Origin of the sequence: Paraniabella hibiscisoli (genome assembly GCF_022512515.1) — a bacterium.
In the GTDB taxonomy this organism is placed as follows: Bacteria; Bacteroidota; Bacteroidia; order Chitinophagales; family Chitinophagaceae; genus Niabella; species Niabella hibiscisoli.
The window spans coordinates 231,444-246,176 of the sequence record NZ_JAKWBK010000001.1 but is presented as its reverse complement, the minus strand read 5'-3'; the positions used below and the strand labels follow the sequence as shown (position 1 = coordinate 246,176).

Sequence of the window (14,733 nt, the reverse complement as noted above, 5' to 3'; positions counted from 1 at the left end):
CTAAAAATCTGAATAACATCAGACCATTCAAAATAATAAAAGACAAATAGATGAAACCGTTAAATAAAACCACTGTGGAAAAGCCGGTATACCCGGTTAAGATTATGCAATTCGGCGAAGGAAATTTCCTTAGAGCATTTGTAGACTGGATGATTGATAAAGCCAATAACGACGGTATCATGAATCATGGAATTGCACTGGTTCAGCCTATTGGCGGAGGCGAAGTGGTAAAGCAGATTTTCGAAAAGCAGGATAACTTATACCATGTATATCTAGAAGGGATCAAGGATAAGCAACCCGTAAAGGAAGTAGCCTTGATCAAATCCATCACAGATATTATTAATCCTTACACGGAGTATAAAAAATACGAAGAGTTATTTTTAAATGAAGGATTGGAGCTCATTTTTTCAAATACTACGGAAGCGGGTATCCGCTATGAAGAAGGCGATGACCTGAATGCGGAGCCGCCCAAGTCTTTCCCTGCAAAAATGACCGCTTTGTTACACAAGCGTTTTCAAAAATTTAATGGAGATGCAGCAAAAGGCTTACAAATTGTTTGCTGCGAGCTGATTGAAGATAATGGCTCTACTTTAAGAGAGTTTGTTATCAAGCATGCGCAAGCCAACAACCTGGGCGATGACTTTATCAGCTGGGTAAAAACAGCCAATCATTTTTACGACACATTGGTTGATCGTATTGTACCGGGCTTCCCAAAAGAAACCATTGGCGATATACAAGCAGAGATTGGTTTTGAGGACAACCTGGTGGTGAAAGGTGAATACTTTCACGTATGGGCCATTGGCGGTGATAGCAGCATTAAAGAAAAACTGCCATTAGATAAAGCCGGTTTGAACGTATTGTTCATGGATGATATCCGCCCGTTCAGAGCGAAGAAGGTTAGGGTATTGAATGGTGCACATACTGCAATGGTACCTGTTGCTTTACAATTGGGTTGTGAGACAGTGATGGATGCTTTTAACACACCAGAGGTGGAACAATTCATTAACCGTATGGTAGCTGAAGAAGTGTTACCAGGCATTGGCGAGGATCCTGCAGAGTTGAAAGCTTTCGCAGCAAAGATCCTGGAGCGTTTCTATAATCCTTATCTGAAGCATTATCTGAAAGATATCTTTTAAACTCACTGTCCAAATGGGAAACCCGCGATTTCCCAACAGTAGCGGATAATTACAATAAATTAGGCAAACAAGCTAAGCTGACTACTTTTTCCCTGGCGGCATTATTGGTGTTATACAGTGGTCAGTCTGAAGTAAGCTTCACGCCAAATGATACACCTGAGTTTGTTCAGTTTATACAATCCACCTTTAATAAAGAAGATATCAAAGGGTGGGTAAATGGTATCATCAATAATGGTAAAATATGGACTGCTCCATTAAAAGACCTGCCGGGTTTTGCTGATGAAGTGGCAGTTGCAGTAGAAGCAATTTTAAGTAAAGGAATGAAAGCTGCGGTAACAGAACTGTTACAATAAATCATCAACCATAGGTTGATCTCTCGGAAAACAATCAAATAAAAGGAAACATTCGGAAATGGAAAAATATCTGCAAATACACCCCAATGATAATGTTTGCGTAGCTATTGATGCTATTGCAGAAGGGGATTTGTTAACAGTAAACGGCGAGGCCATAATTGCAAAGAATGCAATCGAAACAGGCCATAAATTTGCGATCAGGCCGATCGCTGAAGGGGAAGACATCATCAAGTACGGTTATCCTATTGGCCATGCCTTAAATGACATAGCAGTGGGCGAACATGTGCATACACATAATGTAAAAACCAATTTACACGACAATCTGGAGTATCAGTATAACCCGGTAGGTGGTAAGCTCGATATCCCGCAAAGTAATCTTACGTTTAAAGGTTACAGGCGTTATAACGGCGAGGCGGGGATCAGGAACGAGCTGTGGATCGTACCTACAGTAGGTTGCGTAAACGGGCAGGCGCAGGCCATCATCAATCGTATTAAAAACGAGCTGGATGTAAGTCATATCGATGATATCCGTGTGTTTTCTCACAACTATGGTTGCTCTCAGTTGGGAGATGATCATGAGAATACCAAGAATGCATTGGTTGCGCTGGCTAAACATCCTAATGCGGGTGGAGTGTTGGTTATGAGCCTCGGTTGCGAGAATAACCAGCAGAATGAACTCAGAGTGGCCATGGGCACTTTTGATGAAGACCGTGTAAAGTTTGTGATTTCGCAGGATGTAGCCGATGAAGTAGAAGCCGGCTTTGAAATGATGAGCGAATTGGTAGAAAAGATGAGGGCCGACAAACGTGAAGAGCTGCCATTGTCTCTTTTAAAAGTAGGCTTGAAATGTGGCGGCAGTGATGGTTTTAGCGGAATTACGGCGAATCCTCTGGTAGGGCGTTTTTCTGATTGGTTAATCGGGCAAGGTGGAACTTCTATTCTTACCGAAGTGCCTGAAATGTTTGGTGCGGAAACGATATTAATGAACCGCTGTACTACCGAGCAGGTATTTGATGATACGGTAGCATTGATCAATAACTTTAAGACATACTTCCGTAAACACGATCAACCGATTTACGAAAATCCGTCACCCGGTAATAAAAAAGGCGGGATCAGTACTTTAGAAGATAAATCTTTAGGGTGCACACAAAAAGGTGGTAACTCTGAAGTGGTAGCGGTACTGGACTATGCGGAACCTGTAAAAGTAAAGGGATTAAACCTGCTAAATGCTCCGGGTAATGATCTGGTAGCATCAACAGCCCTGGCTTTATCGGGATGCCAGATCGTATTATTTACGACAGGCCGTGGTACGCCATTTGGCAGCTTTGTCCCAACCATGAAGATCTCAACCAATACCCGCTTATTCGATTTTAAGAAAAACTGGATCGATTTTAACGCAGGTGTGTTACTGGAAGGACGGGATAAAGACGAAGTGACGCAGGAATTTGCAGATTTTATAGTAGAAGTAGCCAGCGGCAAACAGTTAAAACATGAGCTAACTGGATTTAAAGAAATCGCGATATTCAAAATGGGCGTAACATTGTAAAAAATATTGCCATGGCTGAATTAGTTTTAAAGGTACACCCAAACGATAATGTAATAGTTGCTCTTAAAGATCTGAAAAAGGGCAAACCGTTCAATACAAAGGTGAAGATTTTGTGCTGCAGGATGATGTGAATGCGAAGCATAAGTTTTTACGAATGATATGCAGGCGGGGGACGAGATCATCATGTATGGCGTATTAGTGGGGAAGGCGCAAAATTTTATTCCACGAGGCGGCGTAATGAATACCGAGAATACCAGGCATGCCGCGGATCCTTTTGAGTATCGTCCCTACCATTACAAATGGACTCCCCGGATGTTTCAAAATTTGAAGGCAGGACCTTTAATGGTTATCACCGTAAAGATGGGAGAGTTGGAACGGCTAATTATTGGCTGTTTATGCCTACTGTATTTTGTGAAAACCGTAACCTGGACGTGATCCGTGAAGCGCTTCATAATGAACTGGGCTATGCTGTAACAGATAAATATAAAAGGTATGCGCATCATTTGGTAGAAGCCTACCAGCATGGTGAAGATATTGCTTCGCTCAACCTGGCACCAGCTGCGCAAACAACACCCAACGACAGGGTTTTTAAAAATATAGATGGTATCAAATTTCTGAATCACCAGGGTGGTTGTGGCGGTACCCGTCAGGATGCGGTGTTTTGGGCCGGTTGTTAGCTGCTTATGCCGATCATCCTAACGTAGCAGGTGTTACGATATTAAGTCTGGGTTGTCAAAACCTGCAGACAAAGCAATTACTGGAAGAAATCAAATTACGCAACCCCAATTTTGATAAGCCGCTGTTAGTTTACGAACAGCAACAATCGCAAAGTGAAGAACAATTGATCAGCGACGCTATTAAAGATACATTTAAAGGACTGATTGAAGCCAATAAAATCGAGCGTCAACCAGCGCCCTTAACTAAGTTGGTGCTGGGTGTAAAATGTGGTGGCAGTGATGGTTTCAGTGGTATTAGTGCCAATCCTTCGGTAGGTTATACCAGCGATTTGTTGGCTGCCATAGGCGGTAAAGTTTTATTAGCAGAGTTTCCAGAATTATGCGGAGCCGAACAACAGCTGATCGACAGAACGATTGATGAAGATAAAGCGAAGAAGTTCATTCACCTGATGACTACTTATAATAGCCAGGCAGAAGCGGTGGGGTCTGGTTTTTATATGAACCCCTCACCAGGTAACATAAAAGACGGTTTAATTACCGATGCGATTAAAAGTACAGGTGCGGCAAAAAAGGGAGGTACTTCACCGGTAGTCGATGTTTTAGATTATACCGAGCCGGCTACGAAACCGGGTCTGAGCCTGGTTTGTACACCAGGTAATGACGTGGAAGCCACTACGGGTAAAGCAGCATCCGGAGCCACCTTGATATTGTTCACTACAGGTTTGGGTACGCCAACAGGTAACCCTGTTTGTCCTACCATTAAGGTATCAACCAATAATGTACTGACTAAAAGAATGAACGATATTATTGATATCAATTGCGGACCAGTAGTGGAGGGAGAAAAGACAATTGAAGAAATGGGTGAAGATATCCTGGAATATTGCATCAAAGCTGCAAGTGGTGAGGTGATCCCCAAAGCAGTATTACTAAACCAGGACGATTTTATTCCATGGAAGCGCGGTGTGAGTTTGTAGTTTTTTAATTCAAACGTTTGAATATTAATATATGTAGAATCGTTTAAAGTAATCAAGATTTTCTAATTATTTTTCACGTTTCGCGATATTTTCAAACGATACAATTAATTAAAATATTTCCGCGTATTCGTAAAATCAAAAAATTTGACAAAGGCGATATGGCAAAACAATTTTTAGACGAGAATTTTTTACTGGAAACTAAAACGGCACAAACGCTCTATCATGAGTATGCGAAACAAATGCCGATTATCGATTATCACTGCCATCTTCCTCCGGATCAGATAGCGAACGATAAGCAATTTGAGAACCTTACACAAATATGGTTGTACGGTGATCATTATAAATGGCGCGCTATGCGTACCAATGGGGTAGATGAAGCTTACTGCACCGGTAATAAAAGCGATTACGAAAAATTTGAAAAGTGGGCCGAAACAGTGCCCTACACCATGCGTAATCCATTATATCATTGGACACACCTGGAGCTGCAACGCTATTTTGATGTGCATGATGTATTGGATGCTACAACAGCACGCAAAATATATGATGAGTGTACCGCTAAGTTGCAAACACCCGAATACAGCGTAAGAAATCTTTTACGCAAGATGAATGTTAAAACAGTTTGTACCACCGACGATCCCGTTGATTCATTAGAGCATCATCAGAAAGTAAAAGACGACGGCTTCGAAATTCCGATCATTCCGGCCTGGAGGCCCGACAATGCAATGAACGTCAGCAACGCTGCTAATTTCATCGCCTATGCGAAAAAACTGGAAGCCGCATCTAACGTACATATTGTCTTTTTTAAAGATTTCCTGGATGCATTGAAAAAGCGTCACGACTTTTTGCAACCATGGGTTGTTCTGTTTCCGATCATGGATTGGAGCAGATATATGCTGAAGATTACACAGAACATGAAATACATGAGATCTTCGATAAGGTATACAGCGGCGATGAACTGAGCATAGAGGAACAAAACAAATTCCGTTCGGCTATGCTGGTATATTTTGCAGAGTGGGATCATGAAAAGGGCTGGGTTCAGCAGTTTCACCTGGGCGCCATCCGCAACAATAATTTAAAAGCAATGCGTGAGCTAGGACCCGACACCGGGTGGGATTCTATCGGTGACTTTCCTCAGGCACGCGCTATTTCAAAATTCCTGGGTGGTTTGATCGACAGAGATAAACTCACAAAAACTATTCTGTATAACCTGAATCCTGCAGACAATGAGTTGATGGCAACCATGATCGGGAATTTCAATGATGGTTCTGCTCCCGGTAAGATCCAATGGGGATCGGGTTGGTGGTTCCTCGATCAGAAAGATGGCATGATTAGACAAATGAATGCCTTATCCAATATGGGTTTGCTGAGTAAGTTTGTTGGAATGTTAACAGATTCAAGAAGCTTCCTGTCTTTCCCCAGGCATGAGTATTTCAGGAGAATATTGTGCAATCTGTTTGGTAACGATATAGAGAATGGAGAGCTGCCTGCGAATATCGAATGGGTAGGCCAGGTAATCCAGGATATCTGCTTTAATAATGCCAACAAATACTTCAACTTACAATTAAAATAGTAGCTTCGGCGGACTAGCATCCGCTTCTAAATAATAAATAATGAGCTTGAATTTTTCGATTTATCCGGCAAAACAGCATTGGTAACAGGTGGCAATAAAGGCATTGGTGCCGGTATGGCCCTTGGGCTTGCACAGGCCGGTGCTGATATAATCGTAGCCTCCAGAACAGTTGAAGCTGGTTCTGAAATAGAAAAGCAGGTTACGGCGCTGGGACGTAGCTTTAAATTTTATAAGCTGGACGCATCCGACAGGGATAGTGTATATGCTTTTATCAAAAATGTGCAAAGCGAAAACGAGCGCATCGATATATTGATTAACAATGCCGGAACTATTATGCGCAAACCGGTTGCAGAGCATCCGGATGAATGGTGGGATAGTGTGTTAGCAATTAACCTTGACACACCATTTATTCTGGCCCGCGAGTTCGGCCGTCAAATGATTGAGCAGGGAGGTGGTAAGGTCATATTTACCTGTTCATTACTTACTTTCCAGGGCGGTATTACGGTGCCGGGCTATGCTGCCAGCAAGGGTGCATTGGCCAGTGTTATCAAAGCCATGTCTAACGAGTGGGCTTCAAAAGGTGTAAATGTAAACGGTATTGCTCCGGGTTATATTGCTACCGATAATACACAGGCATTGCGCGACGATCCCGATCGTAGCCAATCTATATTGAGCCGTATCCCGGCTGGCAGGTGGGGAACTCCTGAAGATTTTGCTGGGCCCGCAATTTTCCTCGCATCGCAGGCGAGCAACTATGTAAACGGGGAAATTCTTGTTGTAGATGGCGGCTGGATGGGGCGCTAATTATTAAAAACAATATCAGGCTGTCCCGATATGTTATAGGGATGTATAAGTCAGATACGTACATAAAAAAAGAACTAATGGCAAAAAGATAAGTGCAGCACCTGCATTCAAAGATTATAAAACCAACACTTTCGTGGATGGAGATATGGAAATCCGTTTTGCGGTGGGTCCTGAGGAGGCCAAGACGATGGACACCCAGAAGCTGATCGACAATTTCCTGGTAAAAGACCTGATGGTAGCCGATACCATAAAACTGGTTTATTCTCATTACGACCGCGTTATTATCGGTGGCGCTGTTCCTGCAACCAAAGCATTAACATTGGGTAATCATCCGGAGTTACGTGCTGAGTATTTCCTGGAGCGTCGTGAAATGGGCATCATCAATGTTGGTGGTAAAGGAACGGTAACAGCCGACGGCCAAAAATTTGAATTAGAAAAACTTTCCTGCCTGTACCTGGGTAAAGGGACTAAAAAAGTAAGCTTCTCTTCGGCAAGCAAAAAGGCTCCGGCTATTTTTTACATCTTGTCGGCTCCTGCACATGCTACATATCCTAACGCAGTGTTTACGAAAGAACAGGCTTCTCCGGTAGATTTAGGTGCAGCTGAAACATCCAATAAAAGAACCGTTTATAAATACATTCACCTCGAAGGTCTTCAAAGTTGCCAATTGGTAATGGGCTTAACCATTCTGGCTCCGGGTAGTGTATGGAATTCGGTACCGCCGCATACACACACACGCCGCATGGAGGCCTATTTCTATTTTGATTTACCGGCAGAACAACGCCTGTTCCATTTTATGGGCAATCCGGCAGAGTCTCGTCACCTGGTGATGGCCAATAACGAAGCGGTGATCTCTCCACCATGGAGCACACACTTTGGCTGTGGTACCGCCAACTACGGTTTTATATGGGGTATGGCGGGCGAAAACCTGGTATACAGCGATATGGATCCGGCGCCTGTACATAGCGTAAAATAATGAAGATGCCAGCTTGTTGCATAAGGCAGCGAGAAGAAATTCTTCAGACTCTCATTTGTACAGTGGTGCAATGGTTATCAGTAAACTAAAACAATTTCAATACTCAATTTTTCAATAAGAAGTCATGTCAAAAAAAGTAGTTACACTCGGAGAAATAATGTTGCGCCTTTCCACACCAGGCTTTCAACGTTTTGTTCAGTCAGATTCATTTGATGTTACCTATGGTGGCGGCGAAGCCAACGTAGCGGTAGCTTTATCTAACTATGGTTTAAATGGTGTTTTTGTTTCGAAAGTGCCCGATAATGCTATAGGACAATCTGCTATTAACCATTTGCGTCGTTATGGCGTTGATACGCAACATGTGGCTTTAGGTGGTGAAAGACTGGGTATTTACTTTTTAGAAACAGGTGCTTCTATGCGTGCTTCGCAGGTGATCTATGACCGTGCAGGTGCATCAATTGCCGATGTGGATGCAAGCGAGTTTAACTGGGATGCTATTTTTGAAGGTGCAGACTGGTTCCACACCACAGGTATCACACCTGCATTAAGCGATAAAGCTGCAGCGCTTACTGAAGCAGCTTTGAAAGCGGCAAAAGAAAGAGGCATTACTACTTCTATCGATTTAAACTACCGCAAAAAATTGTGGAGCAAAGAAAAAGCACAATCAGTAATGACCGAATTGTGCAAATATGTAGATGTGTGTATCGGTAACGAAGAAGACGCAGAAACAACCTTAGGCTTTAAAGCGGCTCACAGTGATATCACAAAAGGTGAGTTAAACCTGGATGGATATAAAGACGTGATTCGCCAAATGAAAGAAAAATTTGGCTTCAAATACATTGCATCATCTTTACGCGAAAGCTATAGCGCCAGCGACAATGGCTGGAGCGCGTTGGTAAGTGATGGTAACGAGTTCTATCATACACGCAAGTATGATGTGCGTATTGTAGACCGTGTAGGTAGTGGTGATAGCTTTGCGAGTGGATTGATTTATGGTCTGGTTACCGGTATGAGCATGGCTGATTCAGCGGAGTTTGGTGTTGCTGCTTCAGCATTAAAACACACTATTCCCGGCGATTTAAACCACGCTACATTAAGTGATGTAAAAACACTGATGAAAGGCGACGCCAGCGGAAGGGTACAACGTTAATTAATAATGTACGATATAAGATGTAGGATGTACGAGCGGAGTAAATTTCCTCGTACATTTCACATCTTACATCTGATATAGTATCTCGTACTTCAAACATATCACTATGATTATTGATTCCTTACAGAACGCACAGAAGTATAACAGTGTTCATCCGCTGTTTGCCAAAGCATTTGAATATATTGCTGCCACTGACTTAGCAACAATAGAACCGGGCACATATGAAATACAAGGCGATGAGTTGAAAGCCATTGTGTCTGATAAAGAAGGTAAAAGCCGCGAAGAAGCTTTGGAGAAATTTGAATGTCATCGCAAGCATATCGATATCCAGGTATGCATCAGCGGCGTTGAAGAAATAGGTTGGAAACCTATAGAAAAATGTGACACCGACAAAGGTGGGTATAACGATGCAAAAGATGTACAGTTCTGGGATGAGAAGCCAGATATGTATTTTAACCTGACTGATAGCCAGTTTGTGATTCTTTTTCCTGAAGATGTGCACGCACCTATGATCGGTGTAGGCGAGGGGAGTATTAAAAAAATGGTGATCAAGGTGAAGATCTAGGTGGGATAGGTTGACAGGTCCATTAAAAAACAATAACAATAACTGTTTAAGTCTTGAATTTATTTCAACCCTTAAACCTGCCTGTCGGCAGACAGGCCTCAAATCTTAAATTTAAATGGCTACAACACAACAGGCAATTGATGCAATAGTAGAGCAAGGCATGCTGCCTCTATATTTTAATGCAGACGAAACAGTAAGCGTGGAAATTTTACGTGCTGTATATAAAGCAGGCGTTAAAGCAATTGAATATACCAGCCGCGGTGAAGCTGCTTTAAACAATTTTGCCAAAATGGTAAAAGTACGTAATGCAGAAATGCCGGGTCTTTTGTTAGGTATTGGAACCGTTAAAAACCTGACGCAGGTAAAAGAGTACCTGGCTGTTGGCGCTGACTTTTTAGTAAGTCCGGGTTATGTAGCCGAGATTGCAGCATATGCAGTTGCCAATGATGTATTATATGCTCCTGGTTGTATGACTCCCACAGAGATCATCGCAGCAGAAACCGCAGGTGTAAGGTTTATCAAATTATTTCCGGGTGACACATTAGGGCCAAAATATTTATCGGCGATTAAGCCGGTGTTTCCCAATTTGATCTTTATGCCAACAGGTGGGGTAGATACTACAAAAGAAAACATTGAAAGCTGGTTTAAAGCTGGAGTAAGCGCGGTAGGTATGGGCAGTAAATTGATCAGCAAAGAGCTGATGGCTAATAAAGATTACGCAACCATTGAAAGCGCTACTAAAGAAGTTTTTGCCACTATTCAATCAATCAAAAAATAAACTAACGACATGCAGCAAGCCAATGGAAATGGAAAAATGACCAATTACAGATGGACGATGGTCATACTACTTTTTGTAGCTACTACCATCAACTATCTCGACAGGCAGTATTATCTCTTACGTGGGATGAATTTATCAAACCCGAGTTCCACTGGAACGAGGATCACTACGGAACTATCACTTCTATATTTTCCATCGTTTACGCGGTATCGATGCTCTTCGCCGGGCGGTTTGTTGACTGGTTAGGTACTAAGAAGGGATTTTTATGGGCCATTGGTGTTTGGTCAGTAGGTGCTTGTTTACATGCGCTTTGCGGCGTAATTACCGAGCAGTACGTGGGACTTCATTCTGCTGCCGAATTAGTACAGGCAACAGGCGATACTGCTGTAATTATATCTACGATAAGTATGTATGCTTTTATAGTAGCACGCATTGTGCTTGCAATAGGTGAAGCTGGTAATTTTCCTGCTGCTATTAAGGTCACTGCTGAGTACTTTCCTAAGAAGGACCGGGCTTATGCAACGAGTATTTTTAATGCAGGTGCATCAGTTGGGGCATTGTTAGCTCCCCTTTCAATCCCACCTTTGGCAGCCGTATTCGGATGGAAATGTCTTTCATCATTATTGGTGCATTAGGGTTTATATGGATGGGCTTCTGGGTATTTATGTATAAAAAGCCTGAAGAGCATCCCAAAGTGAATAAAGAAGAGTTAGCTTATATACTTTCTGATAGAGAAAATGAAGCGCAACCAGAGCGTGTAGCTGCTGCAGTTGAAACAGAAAAGATCTCGTTTCTTAAATGTTTCAATTATAAGCAAACCTGGGCTTTTGCTTTTGGTAAGTTTATGACAGATGGGGTATGGTGGTTCTTCCTGTTCTGGACACCCTCTTATCTCAGCACCCAATTTGGTATTAAAACTTCAGAAGGTTTGGGAGTAGCGCTCATTTTCACCTTGTATGCAATCACTATGTTGTCTATTTATGGTGGAAAATTACCTTCTATTATCATCAAAAAAACCGGGCAGAATCCTTATGCAGCACGCATGAAAGCTATGCTGATGTTTGCTTTTGTGCCTTTGCTGGTATTATTAGCTCAGCCTTTGGGAACTATATCCCCCTGGCTGCCGGTTATTATGATAGGGTTAGGTGGTGCTGCGCATCAGTCCTGGTCAGCCAATATCTTTTCAACTGTAGGAGATATGTTTCCTAAAAAAGCAATTGCCACTATCACGGGTATCGGCGGTATGGCTGGTGGCTTGGGTTCCATGTTCCTCCAAAAAACAGCGGGTAAACTTTTTGTTTACGCTGGTGAAAACAACCTCGAGTTTTTAGGTTTTGAAGGTAAACCAGCAGGCTATTTTATTATATTTTGTTTTTGTGCCATTGCTTATTTAATAGGTTGGATCGTAATGAAATCTCTGGTGCCTAAATACGCACCGATTACCGATTTATAAGGTATATACTAGCGAACGAATTACAGGAAGCCGTCTCAGTATCTGAGGCGGCTTTTAGTGCTATGATGTGGAGGTGCTGCTGCGAATAGTAAGCCGGAAGTTCGAATCGTAAAGGATGCTCGGATTTTTGCATCATTATTGTTTTCTTTACATTCAAAATTATACGATGAAAAAGTAAGTTTTTTATTAATCGGCTCAGTGGTTCTTTTAGGCGCCTGTGGTTCGGGTGCTGATAAAAAAGGCGAGAAGGGCTGGACGCAGGGCGAGAGAAAGGAATTTATGCGCAATTGTATCGTTTCTGCAAAAAAACTTATGAGGAAAGAGGGCAGCAGCCCGACTCTGCCGTTATTACCTGCATGTGTAAGGAAAGCGGTGAAATAATTGAGAAAAAGTATACGTATAAAGATGCAGATAAAGTAAGTTCTGACGAAGTAAAAGAAATAATGGCGTCCGCTGCTCAAAAATGCCTTCCCGGAAAATAATTCTTATACCTGATTATTGCCTAACAACTAAGCCGATAATTCCAAAGTCAATAGTTCCAGCTCCAATAAAAAGAGGCTTTTTGCAAATTGCAGAAAAGCCTCTTTGTTATTTTATAAATTGCTAGGGTTAAATTTACCTGAACCTATACTTCTTTTGCACCCTCGGATTGTCAAAGTATTCATTCAGTTGTTTTTCCGAAAAGCGTTCCGACATTTCGGTAGGCACCTCCGTAATTGATCCTGGCTTTGGCGTAGCTCTTTTTCAGGGTTTCTGTCTTGGTGCTAATCAGTGGATCCCGGGCTCCTAATAGCTGTGTCTCTGTCATCATATAATCCAGGCGCTTAATGTTAACACGCAATAAAGTTGCCTGGTTTTGCTCAGTTGTTTTTGTGGAGCTGCTGCTTCTTTTACAGGCATAGCCACCACGCCGATGCTCGGCAAAATTTTTCCGGTATTTTGCTTTTTAGTGTCCTCTTTATCTGCCGTAGTTGCGAGCACTGTGCCTGTTAAAGTAGTAGATGCTGTTGTAATATCGAAGCCGGAACGCCAGCCTTTTGTTTTTTTGATCTTTTTGTCAAGTTGATAAAAAGTGTATTTATACCTGAGTATCCATATTTTCATAAGGTTTAATGCATCATTATACTCTTTGGTGGCGATGTCATAGTTTAATCCGTCTTTAACCACCACTCTTACCCTGGCCGTATCAGCAAAATTGAAATTTGTAGTGCCAATAAATTCCAGGTTTACAATTCTTTCACCCTTGGCATCTTTCTCCGTAACAAAATCATAGCCGGGAACCCATTCAAAATTATCATCGCAGGTTTTGGGAAGCTTAAAATTGCCGATGGATATATCGCTTGACATTAATATTTTCTCAATGGGGAAATTGCCATTCTCGCAAAGCACATTAAAACTAAGACGGTCACCTTCACTTATAGTAACGGGGCTCACAACGGAGGGCTTAATTTTTGGATATACAACATCAGTACTGTAAAAAATTACGTTTAATGTAGTGTCCAGTCTATCAGAAGGGTTGGAGAGACTTTGGATTCCGAAAGAAATAGGGTACTCTCTGTCATACTTTAAACGGCCCGATAAGAAAAGTGACTTATTAGACCGAAAGCTTAAAGTGCCATTGTCCTTATCTATTTTAAATCCAGCTGGTGCATTTTTAAGATACCAGTAATATTTCCTGGAATCTTTGTTTATTGAAAACCTATAATTTAAACTGGAATCCACATGTAATGAAAAGAACGGACTGAAATTAGTAATTCTCAGGGCTGTGTCGAGAGAAAAAATTTGGGATATCTCGTGTATCGGCTTTAATACTATGCTATCGGGCCTCACCTGGGCGTGGGTGACCGAAAAAAGCGATAGTAAAAAAATAAGAATAGGATAACGCATTTCAGGGACTTGAATTTTCAATAAACGCAAATTTACGCATAAGACGGCGAAAAGCGGGGATTGGTTCCTTTTTAGATCACAAAAATAAAAAACCCTTCGTGGAAACGAAGGGTTTAAACCAAAACTAACTGCTTATGAGAAAAACTTATTATTGTACTTCTATATCTTTTGACGCCGCTTTAGCTTCTTCCTTGCGTTGTAATGTTACTATTAGGATTCCATTAACAAAACGGGCATTGATCTTTTCACTATCTATTTTATTATCAATAGTAAACGTTCTTTTAAAAGACCGTAGTTGAAATTCCTTTCTTATAGATTTACCTGACTCTTTCTGATCTTCCGCCTTTTTTCAGCAGAAATAGTCAAAATATTATTCTCTACTTTTATCTTAAAGTCACTTTTATCATAGCCGGGTGCAACCACTTCAATCTCGTATTCATTTTCGTGCTCAGTAATATTCACAGGAGCATGTCCTTTTATATTAGGTTTAGCCACTTCCGTTTTCAATAATCCTGGTATTTCAGTAAAGAAGTCGTCTACTAAGCTGGTAAAAGTTCTCTCAAAGGGAACGCCGTTAAATTTTACGTTGGTCATTGTATTAAATTTTAATTTTTGAAATAATTTGTTATACCGGGAAGTAGTCAAATTATAAACCAATGCATTTTTAATGACAATATGACTTTTATTGAATGTAAATTGCGACAAAAAGTCTCTTTTTGTTAATTAGGACTTGTGTTTTGACATGTTTTAACCTCTGTATCAGCGCTTCTGCTCATTTGCGGAGGTTTATTTGGGTGGCGACAATTTTAAAAGAAGGCGGGATATAAAGTCCCCTTTAATTCAGGAAAACTTTTTATCTACTTT

General features: G+C 41.5%; 16 protein-coding genes and 2 pseudogenes. 14 read left to right on the top strand and 4 right to left on the bottom strand.

Annotated features, from left to right (window positions below):
• The first annotated feature begins 50 nt into the window (after positions 1-50).
• From MKP07_RS01555 to MKP07_RS01490, 14 genes and pseudogenes are all read left to right on the top strand, one after another.
• Positions 51-1,136: a tagaturonate reductase gene (locus MKP07_RS01555; protein ID WP_240844689.1), complete on the top strand. Its 1,086-nt coding sequence runs from the start codon at positions 51-53 to the stop codon at positions 1,134-1,136.
• Between the two features lie 107 nt (positions 1,137-1,243).
• Complete coding sequence (locus MKP07_RS01550; protein ID WP_240844688.1) at positions 1,244-1,489, top strand: hypothetical protein; 246 nt, start codon at positions 1,244-1,246, stop codon at positions 1,487-1,489.
• 58 nt (positions 1,490-1,547) lie between these two features.
• Positions 1,548-3,035, top strand: coding sequence for a UxaA family hydrolase (locus MKP07_RS01545; RefSeq protein ID WP_240844687.1), 1,488 nt, complete (start codon positions 1,548-1,550; stop codon positions 3,033-3,035).
• Positions 3,036-3,194: 159 nt separating this feature from the next.
• Positions 3,195-3,470: a hypothetical protein gene (locus tag MKP07_RS40910; protein WP_317236123.1), complete on the top strand. Its 276-nt coding sequence runs from the start codon at positions 3,195-3,197 to the stop codon at positions 3,468-3,470.
• A complete protein-coding gene (locus MKP07_RS40905; protein WP_394803524.1) occupies positions 3,431-3,712 on the top strand; it encodes a UxaA family hydrolase in 282 nt (93 codons plus the stop codon). The genes MKP07_RS40910 and MKP07_RS40905 overlap by 40 nt, the downstream gene beginning before the upstream one ends.
• Positions 3,697-4,686, top strand: a complete 990-nt coding sequence (locus tag MKP07_RS40900) for a UxaA family hydrolase (protein ID WP_317235752.1) — start codon at positions 3,697-3,699, stop codon at positions 4,684-4,686. Before MKP07_RS40905 ends, MKP07_RS40900 begins: the two co-directional genes overlap by 16 nt.
• Before the next feature lie 158 nt (positions 4,687-4,844).
• A pseudogene (uxaC, locus tag MKP07_RS41955) lies at positions 4,845-6,256 on the top strand (glucuronate isomerase).
• Between the two features lie 30 nt (positions 6,257-6,286).
• The gene (locus MKP07_RS01525; protein ID WP_394803610.1) at positions 6,287-7,060 is read left to right on the top strand and encodes an SDR family oxidoreductase; all 774 of its coding nucleotides are present in this window, start codon (positions 6,287-6,289) and stop codon (positions 7,058-7,060) included.
• A 133-nt stretch (positions 7,061-7,193) separates the two neighbouring features.
• Positions 7,194-8,036, top strand: a complete 843-nt coding sequence (gene kduI, locus MKP07_RS01520) for a 5-dehydro-4-deoxy-D-glucuronate isomerase (protein ID WP_240844684.1) — start codon at positions 7,194-7,196, stop codon at positions 8,034-8,036.
• Positions 8,037-8,160: 124 nt separating this feature from the next.
• Positions 8,161-9,186 carry a sugar kinase gene (locus MKP07_RS01515; RefSeq protein ID WP_240844683.1) on the top strand — a complete coding sequence of 342 codons (1,026 nt, stop codon included), beginning with the start codon at positions 8,161-8,163 and terminating at the stop codon, positions 9,184-9,186.
• 106 nt (positions 9,187-9,292) lie between these two features.
• Entirely contained in the window at positions 9,293-9,751 is a 459-nt protein-coding gene (locus tag MKP07_RS01510; protein WP_240844682.1) for a YhcH/YjgK/YiaL family protein, read from the top strand.
• 115 nt (positions 9,752-9,866) lie between these two features.
• Complete coding sequence (locus MKP07_RS01505; RefSeq protein ID WP_240844681.1) at positions 9,867-10,529, top strand: beta/alpha barrel domain-containing protein; 663 nt, start codon at positions 9,867-9,869, stop codon at positions 10,527-10,529.
• 50 nt (positions 10,530-10,579) lie between these two features.
• Positions 10,580-11,982, top strand: a pseudogene (locus MKP07_RS41950) (MFS transporter).
• A gap of 287 nt (positions 11,983-12,269) precedes the next feature.
• On the top strand, positions 12,270-12,464 hold the full coding sequence (locus MKP07_RS01490; protein WP_240844678.1) for a hypothetical protein: 195 nt from the start codon (positions 12,270-12,272) through the stop codon (positions 12,462-12,464).
• Between the two features lie 179 nt (positions 12,465-12,643).
• Here MKP07_RS01490 and MKP07_RS01485 read toward each other — a convergent pair whose 3' ends face one another.
• The 4 genes from MKP07_RS01485 to MKP07_RS37475 all read right to left on the bottom strand — a co-directional run bounded on the left by MKP07_RS01485 (position 12,644) and on the right by MKP07_RS37475 (position 14,574).
• A complete protein-coding gene (locus tag MKP07_RS01485; RefSeq protein ID WP_240844677.1) occupies positions 12,644-12,793 on the bottom strand; it encodes a hypothetical protein in 150 nt (49 codons plus the stop codon).
• The gene (locus tag MKP07_RS01480; RefSeq protein WP_240844676.1) at positions 12,790-13,890 is read right to left on the bottom strand and encodes a hypothetical protein; all 1,101 of its coding nucleotides are present in this window, start codon (positions 13,888-13,890) and stop codon (positions 12,790-12,792) included. The genes MKP07_RS01485 and MKP07_RS01480 overlap by 4 nt, the downstream gene beginning before the upstream one ends.
• Before the next feature lie 127 nt (positions 13,891-14,017).
• Positions 14,018-14,182 carry an Hsp20/alpha crystallin family protein gene (locus tag MKP07_RS37480; protein ID WP_317235924.1) on the bottom strand — a complete coding sequence of 55 codons (165 nt, stop codon included), beginning with the start codon at positions 14,180-14,182 and terminating at the stop codon, positions 14,018-14,020.
• Positions 14,179-14,574 carry an Hsp20/alpha crystallin family protein gene (locus tag MKP07_RS37475; protein WP_262919107.1) on the bottom strand — a complete coding sequence of 132 codons (396 nt, stop codon included), beginning with the start codon at positions 14,572-14,574 and terminating at the stop codon, positions 14,179-14,181. The genes MKP07_RS37480 and MKP07_RS37475 overlap by 4 nt, the downstream gene beginning before the upstream one ends.
• Positions 14,575-14,733 lie beyond the last annotated feature (159 nt).